The sequence below is a fragment of the Alkaliphilus peptidifermentans DSM 18978 genome (assembly GCF_900101495.1).
GTDB classification, from domain to species: domain Bacteria; phylum Bacillota; class Clostridia; order Peptostreptococcales; family Natronincolaceae; genus Alkaliphilus_C; species Alkaliphilus_C peptidifermentans.
In genome coordinates this window covers 44,169-57,678 of sequence record NZ_FMUS01000015.1, presented here as the reverse complement: position 1 = coordinate 57,678, position 13,510 = coordinate 44,169, and the positions used below count along the sequence as shown (strand labels likewise).

Below are 13,510 nucleotides of genomic sequence, written 5' to 3'. Positions count from 1 at the left end.
TTGGAAATATATTAGTAGATTATTTTGATATGTGGAAACTTAATATCTTTTAATTTCAGAATTATCAATATTTTAATCCTATGCAAAAAATATTCAAAGAATAAAAGGATAATTTTTACTGGGAATTATCTTGATAAATCATATATGTGCTTTTTAAATGACCTTGACATAAGAGTCTAGCATATTATAATATTAAAATAGAAACGAAGAACGGAACGCGGTACTATATCGTTGTAAATGGAAAAATTTCCAATCTGTTGTATAAATAATAATGTGACTATTAAGTTAGCATATGAAATGCTTCTGTTTATATAAAAAGTTTATGGAGGTATGGTATATGAATAAGATTTTGGTAGATGAAGGTTTAAGCTGGGAACAAAAAAAAAGGGCTGTTGAGGTCAGTTTAATTAATGGTTTTTATTCAACTTCAGCAAAGTTTCCAGTTATATCTAAGGAGGAAGGGATGAAAATCCCAGAAAGCTTAGCTGAATTACATAAAAAATATAGCGTTATACCAGAAAAATGGCCAGAAGATTACACTTCAGCCATTAAAGAAGCAAAGTCAATTATGGAGTTTGACTGGAGAAAGAAGAAAGGGTTAGAAACTCTATTTTCCAAGGGGATGTTCTTGGAAGATGATAATTTTGACCAATTACCAGATAAGTTAAATTTTAAAATAGAAATTCCAAATGATTGTGATCTTTCCGTATTGACAGCGGCATGCAATTTTGCTTTTCGATTCGGAATGGAGACTACTGCCTATGAAGGACCAATAATAGCCGAAGATAGTTGGAATGGAAATCTTCTGGTCTTCGAAAAAAATAATGAATGTGGTATGGAGTTTATAGAAAAAGATAAAAGAAAAATTATCCGAATATTTGGACAGGATCAAGAGCTTGAAAAATTTTCAGCAGATATATGCCAATGCTTTCCTTTGCTTTCAGATGGCAGGACCTGGGTAGAACAGTTGAAGGACATGACAGATAGCTTAGTAATGAAAGACTTAGATGGACAGTTGTCATATCTAAGAGCATATGAGAAGGAATTAGAAGGTGTTATTACTGCATATGTATCCCCTAAAATTGAAGAAGCTATAAATAATATTCAACCTATTTTTCCAAAGGTGGAATTCAAGAATCATAAAGGAAAGAAGAAGATATACGAAAAGATTTATGACATTCCATGGGAAGTAGATGTTTTTAAAGACATTTTAAGAGAGAAGCTATATCATAAATTAAAGCCAGGGGATGAAGTTGAAATCTATGGTGCCCTCAGTGAAGAAAAGGATGTCAGAAGCCATCTAACTAAAGAAGTAGAAGCAGAACTTCGAAAAGTTAAGGCTAGAACAAAAGAAATTCAGGTAATATGTGCTTACAAACAGGGCTTTTCATGGATTGAAGAAGTGATACTGCCACAATTGGAGGGCAAGAAAGTAAAAAAGATGGAGATTGCCTTTAAACCATTCCTTCCAGATGGAGTAACGGAGTGGGTAGATGAAGATGGAGCTACACCTACTTATCATAACTTGAAGGCGGATTGTCCCGATAAATGGTTTGATATACCAATTCGGTATTTGCAAGAATTATACCCAGTGGATGATATCATTGAAAAGAAGCTTGAAATAAATAGAGATAATGTTGAATTTGTGACATATGATGGTGAACATGACATAACCTATGAAGTAAAAGCCTTTGGAGCCAAAGGGGAAATATTGTTGACATCAGTTTATAAAGCCTCATATTCAGAAAGGCCTTACTTAGATGACTATCCACAGATGGGGAAAGTACACCCTTCAACAGGATTTATAAAGGTTTTTGTAAATGGAATAGAGGTTGTTAACGAATATATTGCAACGGATGTTGAAAATATTTGGAATATATATCAAGCAGAAGTATTGCCAAAATGCAAAAAATTTATTGAGACAAAGACAGGGGGTTATATTAGCGTAGAATCACAGCCTTTTTTTTCTCAACTACGCTTAGAAGTTGATGCAAGTGAGCCAGATTACCCGCTACCCTTTAGGGAAGATTTGATTTCTTCATTGGACTCTTTGCATGAAGATATACATTTTGTCGGGGCAGATTATTTTAAGGTTTATGGTATGGAAAGCAGTAAAAACCTGATAGACGCACCGGGATTAATACTTCCGGTTATAAAAAAGGGTATAGGGAAGCCCAAATTTATGGTAACGCTATATGATGAAGAAGAAAAAACTCCTTGCATAAAAGCAAACAATAAATTAATTAAAAGCCATTTAAAAAGGGAGGAAGTGGAGTTATATTTACAAAAGTTAAGTTATGCTGATGGTAAAATTACGGCATTTTTGAAAACCAATATTAAAGAAGAGAAAATTATAGAGAGCTATATGTATCTCTTAGAGCATCAGTTACTTAAAGTAAGTAAGCAATTTAAGAGTATAGATGCTCTGAAGATATTAACTGAAGAAAACTGCTATGCTGCTGGCATTATAGAACAGCATGTATTAGAAAAGAATCTTAGTATTTTGGATATAGATTTAATGGAACATACTTTGATAGGCTATGGGGAGTATATAGAGATTATAAATCAATTAAAGCATGTACCTGGAATTAACGTGTATCCTATAGCTACATCTTATTTAGGAAGAGATATTTATGCAATTGAGTTACTACCAAAAGAAGAAGGCTATGTCTCAAGAACAAAACGTATTACTAATCTCCCTTCGCAAATAATTAATTCTAGACATCATGCAAATGAGGTCTCCAGCACTAATGCCGCCTTTATGCTATTAAAGAAGCTGCTGACAGAAGAAAAATATAAATCTATTTCAGGTAAATTGAATCTTGTTATTGTTCCAATGGAGAATGTGGATGGAGCTGCGATACATTATGAGCTTCAAAAGGATAACCCAAAATGGAAATTACATGTTGCAAGGTTTAATGCAATAGGAAAAGAATTTTATCATGAACATTTTAAGTCAGATACTATTCATACCGAAGCTATGGCCCTTACTAGATTGTGGGAGAAGTACCTGCCGGATATAATTATTGATAACCATGGTGTTCCAAGTCATGAGTGGGAACAACAGTTTTCAGGATATACTTCACCTTCCTTTAAAGGCTTTTGGTTACCTCGTTCATTACTATATGGATATTTTTGGATAGTTAATGATGATGATTATAAGAGTAATTATTCTGTGAATAAAAAAATTGAAGAGGTTATTGCAGATAAAATTCAGCATGATGACGAAATTACCCAGTGGAACAAAGAATGGATGTCAAAATTCGAGAAATATGCCCATGGATGGATGCCGAAATTGTTTCCAGCTGATTATTATAAAAATATGATTAATTATTGGATACCCTTTTCATTTGATCCTTCCCACAGATATCCATCAATTCGATTTCCTTGGATTACAACTGTAGCTTATACAAGTGAGGTTGCAGATGAAACAGCTCAAGGAGATTATTTGAACCTTTGTGCAAAAGCACATGTAGCCCATGATGAAGCAGTAATTGAAATGCTGATGAATTGTACCTGCGCATATGAACGTAAATGCGAAATAGCAGAAAACAAGATTTCAATTAGTTGTATTAGACATAGACCAATAATTGTCTAATGTAGCTTTGAAATAAAAAATCTAATAAGATAAAGGAGGAAAAACATGGAACTTATTAAACTGCTAGGAATTCTTATTGTCATTATCGGATTTGCACTTAAGAAAGATTCTATTTTAATAATCTTATGTGCAGCAATAGTGACAGCATTAGTAGGAGGGCTTGGAATAACAGGACTTCTTAATACCCTCGGAACTTCATTTGTTGCTAATCGAGCCATGGCAATATTCATTTTAATCATGTTTGTAACAGGAACATTGGAGAGAAATGGTCTTAAAGATGCAGCCGCAAGCCTTATAGAAAAAATAAAGGGTGCTTCTCCTGGTAAGGTTATTGGAGCTTATGGTATTATGAGAGGTATTTTTGGTGCTTTCAATGTAAGCTTTGGTGGAGTTGCTGGTTTTGTAAGACCTATTATCATGCCTATGGCGGCAGGTTCCATTGAAGCTAAAGGCGAAAAAGTAAATGAAGATCATTTGGATGAAATAAAAGGAATGGCTTCAGGTATGGAGAATATTGCATGGTTCTTCTGTCAGGTACTATTTGTCGGTGGCGCTGGTGGACTGTTGGTGCAATCAACATTAGCTTCCCTCGGTTACCATGTTGAATTAATCGATTTGGTTAAGGTAGAAATACCAGTAGCCATTGTTGCTGTTTCAGTTGCAATTGTTTATTACTATCTTAAAGATAAGAAGCTTTGCAAGAAATACTACAGCAAGGATAGGAAGGAGGAAGAAACAGCATGACATTTTTCATGAATTCAGAAATTATGATAGGAGCAAAATTATTAGAGGTTATATATATAATTATTGGATTAATTACTATTTATACTGGTGTTAAAAATGGAAGGGATGAGGAAAATCCTTCTAGAATGGGAACAGCCATTTTCTGGTGCTCGTTAGGTATTGTAATTGCATTTGGCAGATGGATTCCACCAATGTTTAATGGTGTATTGATCATTACTATGACAATACCATCTATTATGCAAAAAGTAAAAATTGGTAAGCAGAATCCACCAACTCAAGAAGAATCAAAAGCAGCCTTTGATAAAATTGGAATGAAAATATTTATTCCTGCATTGGCAATAGGTATTTGTGCAATTATCTTTGCTGTTTTCACAACTATGGGGGCTTTGGTTGGAGTAGGTGCAGGAATCCTAGTATCCACAATACTGTTGATGATGTTCTCATCTAATAATACACCACAGGTTTTTTTAAAGGATTCCGAACGATTATTGTCTTCAGTAGGACCACTTAGTATGTTGCCAATGCTTTTAGCAAGCCTTGGAGCCGTATTTGCAGCAGCTGGAGTTGGTCAAGTAATTGCTTCAATAGTTGGTAATATAATTCCACAAGGGAATGTTAATGTAGGTATAATTGTCTATGCACTAGGTATGATGTTATTCACAATGATTATGGGTAATGCTTTTGCTGCCATTACTGTTATGACTGTGGGTATAGGTGCTCCCTTTGTACTTGCTTATGGAGCTGATCCGGTAGTAATCGGTATGCTTGCACTTACATCAGGATATTGTGGAACATTGTGTACGCCTATGGCTGCAAACTTTAATATTGTTCCAGTGGCCATGCTTGATATGAAGGACAGAATGGGAGTAATTAAAAATCAAGTAATACCAGCATTAATTTTGATTACTTTCCAGATTACTTACATGATTATGTTCAAATAAGAAGATATAGATAGAGGGATAGCATGAACGATTACTTGGAGCGTTTGGAGCGTGGAGCACAAATTGTAATACAGGATTGGATGAAAATTAAACGAGGAGATAGGCTATTAATTGTTACTAGTGACAAGTATATATTAGAGTCTTCAGCACTTAAAAAATACGCTCTAAAAAGAAAAGCTTCTGTAGATATGATGATTATGGAGAAAACAGGAATACAAGTAGGTGTATTTTTTGATGAAAATGAATTGATATTTGATAACTATACTGCTATCATTGGTGCTACAGATTATTCATTGGTAACAACCCGGGCAACAAAAAGGGCTATAGAAAGTGGAAATATGTTTCTCTCTCTTCCCCTTTCTGTAAATAATCAAAAATCCATGCTATCCTATGATTTTATAGCAATGGACACCAAGAAGAGCAAAATGATGGCAAAGGTAATCATGAAATATATTCATAATTCATCTATGCTTCAAATTACAACAAAAGCTGGGACTAATTTGAAGGTCTATAAAAGAGACCGAACACCAGGATTTTTCAATGGAGTGGTAAAAGACGGAAATGGATACTCATCCGCAAGCTTTGAAGTTTATGTACCAATAGAGGAAACAAAGACAGAAGGAATAATGGTAGTTGACGGCTCCCTTGGATATATTGGACGACCCAAGGAACCAATTAAGATTTCATTTTCTCAAGGAAAAATTCAGAAGATACAGCAGAATAAAAGTGGAATCTTATTAAGTAAATATATTAAAAAATATAATGACCCCCAGATGTATGTTGCCTCAGAATTTGGGATAGGATTAAATTCCTATTCCAAATGTGAAGGCAATTGTTACATTGAGGACGAATCTGCCTATGGTACCTTTCACATAGGTTTTGGAAGAAACATAGCACTTGGAGGAGTACATGAGGCAAGTGGACACTTTGATTTGGTAAGCTTAGAACCAGATATTTATGCTGACAACAGAAAAATAATGCAACAAGGAAGGATCATAATACCAGAACCAGAAGTATACTAATTATTTAGTTTTAATAAATAACTCTAATTATAAGGAAGTATGTAAGTAAAAGATAGATGAAATGAGGAGGCATATGTATGAAAATACTAGTAACTGGCTTTGATCCCTTTGGAGGAGAAAAAGTAAATCCTGCCTATGAAGCTGTAAAACTCCTTCCAAATAAGATAGCAGGCGGGGATATTATAAAAATTGAGATTCCCACTGTATTCTCGAAAAGTACTATAGCAGTCGAAGAAGCAATTAATAAGTATGAACCAGATGTTGTGCTCAGCGTAGGGCAAGCAGGCGGACGTTCTAATATAACTGTAGAAAAGGTTGCAATTAATCTTGCAGAAGCCAGAATCCCAGACAATGATGGTGAACAGCCTATGGATGAAAAATTACAGCAAGATGGAGAAACTGCATACTTTGCAACAATTCCAGTAAAGGCTATGGTGAAAAATATTAGAAAACATGGTATTCCTGCAAATATATCCTATACTGCAGGTACATATGTATGTAATAGTATAATGTACAATACACTATATATGACACATAAAAAATACCCGAACATTCGTGTAGGTTTTATCCACGTCCCCTTCTCAATAGAACAGGCCGTTGGTAAACCAGATGGAACTGCATGCATGTCAGTAGAAACTATTGCAAAGGCATTGGAGTTTGCGGTTGAAGCCATTATAGTTAATAAAGAAGAAGCTAAGGAAGTTATGGGTACAATAATGTAACTGATTCATAGGATTAAAGTCATATACTTTTGATTTTGGGATGTTTTATGGTATCGCATATTTGTGAACCGCTTTAAAGAGGAAAAAAACCTCTCATAAGCGGTTTTTTTTCGCAAAATTTTATTTAATAATCATTTTAGAATTCTTCTTGGTTATATAAAGAATGTATTTGTGTATAGTAAGTAAATTTTAGAAAATACTATACTTGAATTTATTATTGAAGGAGGTGGATATATGCCAGGTAAAGCAAAACAATATGTTGATCAAAGTATGTCATCAGTACAAACTACTGTTAGTACATTACAACAAGCACTTAGTTCTGCAGAGAAACCAGATAACAAGAATAAGATTCAACAAGCAATAAATTCACTTAACGCAGCCCAGCAACAATTATCTGGGTATCAAGATTAGTAACTCTAATCAACTCAGAGGAAAATCTTTTCTATTTTTAAGTGTTCCATTTGTCTAGGTATAAGGACTGCTTTTAAATGATTTTTTAATATTACAAAAGCAGTCCTCATTTATATTAATTTAAAACACTAATGCAGCAACTGCAATTGCACTAATTGCATACTTTATTTCATCATTAAATTTATATATTTTCATTGAAATCATATATAATAATATTGTAAATTCATGTAATTCCTTTGGAATTAATATATTTCTTTATCTGCTTTTTTAAAGGAGATATGTTTATGTGTCATTTTAACTTGAAAATGATGTGTGTCGATGGAGGTATATAAATGATAACAGTATCGCTTTTAGGAGCAGGAAATAGAGGCCTAGATACTTACGCTACCATAGCACAGCAAGAATTTGATGATGTAAAGTTTCTGTGTTGTATAGATGAGGATCCAGAACGACTTTCCCAATTTCAAAAGCGTTTCGGAGTTTCAAATGAATCTCTTTATAAGTCTACAGATGAGTTCTTCTTAAGGCCTAAACAGAGCGATCTCTTGATAATAGCAACACAGGATACAACGCATTATGAATTGGCAAAAAAGGCCCTGAATAAAGGATATGACCTTATTTTGGAGAAACCTGTTGCTTTGGATGTAAAAGAATTGCTTGAGTTGGAGGAACTATCTAATAAACTTGGGAGAACTGTTATTGTATGTCATGTGCTTAGATATCATAAGATGTGGCAGATGATAAAAAAGATAGTGGATGAAGGAAAGCTTGGAAAAATAATAACTATCTCACACCATGAGAACATTGGGCATTATCATTATGCCCACAGCTATGCAAGAGGTAGCTGGAGGAAAAAGGAAACAAGTGGTCCATTGGTTCTGACAAAATCCAGTCATGATATTGATCTTCTTTATTACCTTGTGGGTAGCAGGGTCAAACGGGTTGCGTCTTTTGGATCATTAAGCTATTTCCACTCAGAAAACGCTCCAATAGGTCACGGGGAGCGTTGTGAAAGCTGCGCTGTGAAAAAGGACTGCCGATATGAAGGGGAAAGAATGTATACCTCCTTTGGTGGTTTTTATCCCTTGTTCACAAAAAATAAATATACAAGAAAAGCTGTTAGAGAAGGTCTGAGATCCACTGATTACGGTCGATGCATCTATACAATGGATCATAATGTGGTCGATCATCAATCATCTATTTTGGAATTTGAAAACGGAGTATGTGCTACCTTCAATTTAAATGCCTTCACTAGAAAAATGCATCGATTCATTAAGGTAATGTGTGAATACGGGGAAATCATAGCCGACGAAAGAAAGATTGAAGTCTCCACTTTTGATCTGCAACCTCTAATCAAAGGTTTTCTCAAACACATTCTTCATCTTGACCGCAAAATCATCAAAAGAATTAGGTTATACAAGCCATGGGATGTTTCAAAGTATTTCGGACATGGAGGCGCTGACCGTCTTTTTGTTAAATCTGCGTTTGAAAGCTATCGGGCTAAAAAGGAGAGCATTACTCCTATATCACAATCAGTCCACAGTCATGTTGTAGCATTGGCATTAGAAGAAGCTCGAATTACTGGGAAAACTATCCTTATTGAGGAATTTATAGAGTATTGTAGTAAAAATAAAACCTACAGAGAATAACACGAAAATAGATATGCGAAATATTCACTTGTTACATTATAGTATGAAACCTATTTATGTACTTGTAAAGGAGGTAAAGCTATGGTGGAAGTGATTGGTTCTGGACTACTTGTTTTAGTTGTATACTTCTATTTTGATTTTCAATCTAAAGTGAATAAATTAGAAAAGAGAGTTCAAGATTTAGAGAATAAAATAAACAAAAGATCTGAGTAAAAGTTTAAAGTATTATTTAAAAAATGCCACTATCAAGTATTTTTGACTTTGGTGGCAAACAAAACGTCCCCGTGGCTCTAGGAAAAAATGAAATAAAAATAGATGGAAAAACCCATTTGTTGGATGCAATACCCTTTATTGATGGAGCCTCCAACAGGACATTGGTACCCATCAGATTCATCAGCGAAGCCTTAGGAGCAGAGGTAATCTGGCTACCAGAAACAAGGCAGGTTTTAATCAAGGATGGAGAAAAAGAAATCCTTCTGACTATTGGCTCAAAGGAGGTACTGGTAAATGGAGAAGTCATCATGATTGATTGCGAGGCAGTTATCTTGCCTCCAGGACGCACCTATGCACCATTACGTTTTATTTGTGAAGCCTTGGGTGCTACAGTGGAGTATGATCCGGAGACTAGAGAGATTATGATAGTAAAATAAGGTATACAATCAATATGACCTCAGAATTATTTCTGAGGTCAGACTGTTGAAAATCCTCCATCTTCTTCGTTGTTGCAAAAACCCAGCACCTTTACGTATTATGTATACGCTGTAGTCGCTGGGTTTTCTTGCGCCTTGAATCTGAAGAATTTTGAACAGTATGGATATTGTTGACTTTTTCAACAACCTCACCTTAGCTCACTAACTATATTTAAATCAGCTGTTGGATAAATAAGAATCTAACATAATTTTAAAAAAATATCGAAAACCTATGGAAGTATGTAATAATAAAGGATAAAATATAGATGTCTCAAACAATATTCTTCGTAATTACTGACTTAACTGAGATGTTATCTATATGACGAGGAATTATTATACCAGATGCACTAGTTAATTGCTGGTCAGTATAAGGGGGACCAATATGAAATCAGAAGGGTTTAATGCCCATAGCAAATATATGATTTTAAAACACGCTTTGAAAGAAAATAATGTTTCCCACACGTGTAAATTGTTTAGTATCTCCAGGACTACATTTTATAACTGGTACAGAGCTTATCAGAAGTATGGCATGACTGGATTGAAAAACAAAGAGCCTCAAAAGCCTAAAATGCCTAATAAAGTTAGCAAATCCGTTGAGCATGAAATTTTAGCATATGTTGAGAGCTGCCCTGCCGATGGTCCAAAAAGAATTTACTATGAACTGAAATCGGAAGGACTTAGTATTGGAGAATCTGGAATATACAATGTTTTAAAACGGCATAATTTATCAAGAAAAGCTCAACGAGTGATATATTCAAAAAACAAAAAACTACATATAAATGGAAAGCAGAATAAGAAACAGTTGATGCCCCCCATCAATGAACATAAAGAAGCAGCTTACCCAGGTGATTTTATAATACAGCGTATTGATTTTATAGGGAGATTCGATGGGATTGGCAAAATATATCAATATAGCTTTTATGATGTTTATTCCAAATTAGGGGTTGTAAAACTGTATAATAAAAAGCAAGATATAGATGTATGGTATTTTTTTCAGCTGAAAATCGTGTACCTGTTAAAGACATTCAACTTAAAAATTGATAATTTAATCACTAAAAAAACGAAGGAGTTTATACCTTACTTTATTAAAGGGAATAAGTATAAAGAAGTTACTGAGAATTTAAATATCAAACACTGCTTTATTGAAAATGAAAAAAGTACCCTAATGAATGCAATGGATGAATTTAATGAGTATTTGGTCAAAGAGTTTTATAGCAAAATTGGAGCTGATAAAAGTATTGATTCCTTTGTTAAGATTGAAAGGGCATTTCATAAATTTCTGAGACATTACAACTTTTCTAGAACCATATCAAGTGGTAGTAATTATGGAAAAACACCAGCAGAGGTTATACTTGAAAGGGCGGCTGAAAATAATGTGGATTTCGATACTTTACCCCTATGGATTTTAGCCCTGCTTAATCAAACGAAACGAGTTGATTAAAATGAATAAAATAGATTGTAAGGTTGCGGTGATAGGTGGTGGACTTTCTGGCCTTGTAATAGCAGCAGGTTTACAAAAAAAAGGATATAGAAATGTTACTGTTTTTGAAAGAGACAATAGGCTAGGTGGTAAGCTGCATACTATATGGTATAAGGAAAAATCTTATGAATTGGGAGCTATTTTTGGTTTGCCTGTTCAGAAGCAACTGCAAAGTCTTATGAAGGAATTTAATATAAAAATTGATGGTCCAAGTTTGTCCCGAGTAAATTATGATATTAACGGCAATAAAATTATGCAAATTCCCAAGGAGACATTGGGTGATTTTCTTAAAGAAGTCGATCGTCTGCCTGATGTTTTGGAGGAGTATAAATCATTAGAAAGGGTTAATATTCATCATCTTGAGACATCTTTAATGTTACCATTCTCAAAGTGGTGTGATATCCATCAATTTAGTGTTTTAAAAAGCATTTATATGCATCATTTTTCCAGCTACGGACTGGGAGATATCAATCAAGTTCCTGCTCTATATGTTTTACGTATTTTGAATTACGATACAGTAATGTCTTTTTTAGAAGTACCAGAGCTTTTCACATGGAAGGCTGGGGTTTCTTCTCTAATTGAGAGTTTAAGTCAGACAGTGGAAAATATTAAACTGGGACAAAAAGTAGAAAGAATTGCTCTATCAGAACGTGATACGTTATATCTTCATACAGAGTTTGAGGCCCTTGAATTTCATCGTGTTGTCATTACAGCTCCTCTTGATGAATTTGCAGATATTTTTGATGATGATGAGATGAAAGATTTTCTTAGATGTATCAGATATCAAGATTATACTGTATATGCATTTACTGGTGAAAAAATACCAAAAGGCTGTGGCTGCGTACTAGAAAATTTATCAAATAATAATAAGGGACACCTTATCATATGGAATTCCCGCTGGGATTCAATCAGTGAAGAAGGTCTGTTAACAACTTATGCCTACAATCATCCTAAGCTATCAAAGGCAGAATCCTTAATGGTACTAGAGAAAGATTTGCTAAAATTGGGTATTCAAAATCTAAAATTACATCGCTATAAAAGCTGGAAGCAGGGTCCATATGTTGATACCCATGTATTGCAAAAAGGATTCTATGATAAAATGGAAATGATGCAAGGCAAAAATAACATTTTCTTAGCAGGTGAAATCATGAGCACCGTATCAATGGAAAATTGCATTCGATATTCTAACTACTTGATAAATAAATATTTTTAGAAAAACACAGGTTGCATGGATGGTTCTAAATCATTCCAAGCAACTTTTTTGTTTTAAAGTATAGTTTACACTCCCTTGCTCAGGGAGTAATCGTATGAGTGATTAGAGAGAGGCTTGTAGCATTATAAAAGTGTAAACCATACATAAGATATAAAGTCAGCTAAATGTTTCAATTTCAAAGGTTTATCGTTTTTGACAGCATAATTTTTTATTAATATACTGAAAGTGACAAAATAATAACAATCAAATGAGAACAATAGATAGAACTAATTGATTCTAATCAACTAATTAAGTTTATCAATTGAAACAGGTAAAATCTAAAATAAAATGGGGGATATGATATGGATACATTTAAAATTCTAGAGATAAAAGAAAGCGTATTCGAAAACAACGATCGACAAGCAGACTTGCTGAGGGCAGAATTGAAAAAAGACAAGACCTTTCTATTGAATTTAATGTCATCACCAGGCTCCGGTAAAACAACAACTGTTCTAAAAACCATTGAAGCCTTGAGGGCTGAGATGAATATTGGCGTTATGGAGGCAGATATTGACTCGGATGTAGATGCACAGGCGGTTGCCAAGACGGGTACAAAGGTAATTCAACTGCATACAGGGGGAATGTGTCATCTTGATGCAGATATGACCAAACAAGGACTATTGGGGTTAGAAACAGAAGGCGTTGATTTTGTCATTTTAGAGAATGTTGGAAACTTGGTGTGTCCAGCTGAATTTGATACAGGCGCATCAAAGAATGCCATGATTCTTAGTGTACCAGAGGGTGATGATAAACCTCTTAAATACCCTTTAATGTTTTCAATTGTTGATGTTTTATTAATTAATAAGATAGATGCAATAGATTATTTTGATTTTGATTTAGAGGCAGTTAAAGAACGTGTAATAAAATTGAATCCCAATATCAAGGTTATTCCAATCTCTGCTAGAACAGGAGAAGGAATTAATGAATGGGCTGATTGGATACGTAATGAAGTAAAAAATTGGAACGAATAATTGAGGATTTAAAACTGTATTTGGGAGGGGG

General features: G+C 34.2%; 12 protein-coding genes. All 12 read left to right on the top strand.

Going from position 1 to position 13,510, the window contains the following annotated elements:
• The first annotated feature begins 337 nt into the window (after positions 1-337).
• The 12 genes from BLP68_RS11735 to hypB all read left to right on the top strand — a co-directional run bounded on the left by BLP68_RS11735 (position 338) and on the right by hypB (position 13,479).
• Positions 338-3,598 (top strand): M14 family metallopeptidase, encoded by a 3,261-nt coding sequence (locus BLP68_RS11735; RefSeq protein WP_091543716.1) that lies wholly within the window; start codon positions 338-340, stop codon positions 3,596-3,598.
• Between the two features lie 45 nt (positions 3,599-3,643).
• The gene (locus BLP68_RS11730; RefSeq protein ID WP_091543712.1) at positions 3,644-4,342 is read left to right on the top strand and encodes a DUF969 domain-containing protein; all 699 of its coding nucleotides are present in this window, start codon (positions 3,644-3,646) and stop codon (positions 4,340-4,342) included.
• Positions 4,339-5,283: a DUF979 domain-containing protein gene (locus BLP68_RS11725; RefSeq protein ID WP_091543710.1), complete on the top strand. Its 945-nt coding sequence runs from the start codon at positions 4,339-4,341 to the stop codon at positions 5,281-5,283. The genes BLP68_RS11730 and BLP68_RS11725 overlap by 4 nt, the downstream gene beginning before the upstream one ends.
• A gap of 23 nt (positions 5,284-5,306) precedes the next feature.
• On the top strand, positions 5,307-6,305 hold the full coding sequence (locus BLP68_RS11720; protein WP_091543705.1) for a 2,5-dihydroxypyridine 5,6-dioxygenase NicX family protein: 999 nt from the start codon (positions 5,307-5,309) through the stop codon (positions 6,303-6,305).
• Between the two features lie 77 nt (positions 6,306-6,382).
• On the top strand, positions 6,383-7,027 hold the full coding sequence (pcp, locus tag BLP68_RS11715) for a pyroglutamyl-peptidase I (RefSeq protein WP_091543702.1): 645 nt from the start codon (positions 6,383-6,385) through the stop codon (positions 7,025-7,027).
• 234 nt (positions 7,028-7,261) lie between these two features.
• Positions 7,262-7,438 carry a hypothetical protein gene (locus BLP68_RS21790; protein ID WP_176758991.1) on the top strand — a complete coding sequence of 59 codons (177 nt, stop codon included), beginning with the start codon at positions 7,262-7,264 and terminating at the stop codon, positions 7,436-7,438.
• A gap of 332 nt (positions 7,439-7,770) precedes the next feature.
• The gene (locus BLP68_RS11710) at positions 7,771-9,087 is read left to right on the top strand and encodes a Gfo/Idh/MocA family protein (protein WP_091543699.1); all 1,317 of its coding nucleotides are present in this window, start codon (positions 7,771-7,773) and stop codon (positions 9,085-9,087) included.
• An 81-nt stretch (positions 9,088-9,168) separates the two neighbouring features.
• Positions 9,169-9,300, top strand: coding sequence for a hypothetical protein (locus BLP68_RS22270; RefSeq protein WP_278278221.1), 132 nt, complete (start codon positions 9,169-9,171; stop codon positions 9,298-9,300).
• A gap of 23 nt (positions 9,301-9,323) precedes the next feature.
• Positions 9,324-9,737 carry a stalk domain-containing protein gene (locus tag BLP68_RS11705; protein ID WP_091543698.1) on the top strand — a complete coding sequence of 138 codons (414 nt, stop codon included), beginning with the start codon at positions 9,324-9,326 and terminating at the stop codon, positions 9,735-9,737.
• Positions 9,738-10,158: 421 nt separating this feature from the next.
• A complete protein-coding gene (locus BLP68_RS11700; protein WP_091543695.1) occupies positions 10,159-11,217 on the top strand; it encodes a helix-turn-helix domain-containing protein in 1,059 nt (352 codons plus the stop codon).
• 1 nt (position 11,218) lies between these two features.
• Positions 11,219-12,469, top strand: a complete 1,251-nt coding sequence (locus tag BLP68_RS11695; RefSeq protein WP_091543692.1) for an FAD-dependent oxidoreductase — start codon at positions 11,219-11,221, stop codon at positions 12,467-12,469.
• A gap of 341 nt (positions 12,470-12,810) precedes the next feature.
• Positions 12,811-13,479 (top strand): hydrogenase nickel incorporation protein HypB, encoded by a 669-nt coding sequence (hypB, locus tag BLP68_RS11690; RefSeq protein ID WP_091543689.1) that lies wholly within the window; start codon positions 12,811-12,813, stop codon positions 13,477-13,479.
• The last annotated feature ends 31 nt before the right edge of the window (positions 13,480-13,510 follow it).

Bases quoted from the DNA above. Each gene is read 5' to 3' on its own strand.
- BLP68_RS11705 (WP_091543698.1), top strand. From the start codon at position 9,324: ATGCCACTATCAAGTATTTTTGACTTTGGTGGCAAACAAAACGTCCCC.
- BLP68_RS11735 (WP_091543716.1), top strand. From the start codon at position 338: ATGAATAAGATTTTGGTAGATGAAGGTTTAAGCTGGGAACAAAAAAAA.
- BLP68_RS11710 (WP_091543699.1), top strand. From the start codon at position 7,771: ATGATAACAGTATCGCTTTTAGGAGCAGGAAATAGAGGCCTAGATACT.
- hypB (WP_091543689.1), top strand. From the start codon at position 12,811: ATGGATACATTTAAAATTCTAGAGATAAAAGAAAGCGTATTCGAAAAC.
- BLP68_RS11720 (WP_091543705.1), top strand. From the start codon at position 5,307: ATGAACGATTACTTGGAGCGTTTGGAGCGTGGAGCACAAATTGTAATA.
- BLP68_RS11695 (WP_091543692.1), top strand. From the start codon at position 11,219: ATGAATAAAATAGATTGTAAGGTTGCGGTGATAGGTGGTGGACTTTCT.
- pcp (WP_091543702.1), top strand. From the start codon at position 6,383: ATGAAAATACTAGTAACTGGCTTTGATCCCTTTGGAGGAGAAAAAGTA.
- BLP68_RS11730 (WP_091543712.1), top strand. From the start codon at position 3,644: ATGGAACTTATTAAACTGCTAGGAATTCTTATTGTCATTATCGGATTT.
- BLP68_RS11725 (WP_091543710.1), top strand. From the start codon at position 4,339: ATGACATTTTTCATGAATTCAGAAATTATGATAGGAGCAAAATTATTA.
- BLP68_RS11700 (WP_091543695.1), top strand. From the start codon at position 10,159: ATGAAATCAGAAGGGTTTAATGCCCATAGCAAATATATGATTTTAAAA.
- BLP68_RS22270 (WP_278278221.1), top strand. From the start codon at position 9,169: ATGGTGGAAGTGATTGGTTCTGGACTACTTGTTTTAGTTGTATACTTC.
- BLP68_RS21790 (WP_176758991.1), top strand. From the start codon at position 7,262: ATGCCAGGTAAAGCAAAACAATATGTTGATCAAAGTATGTCATCAGTA.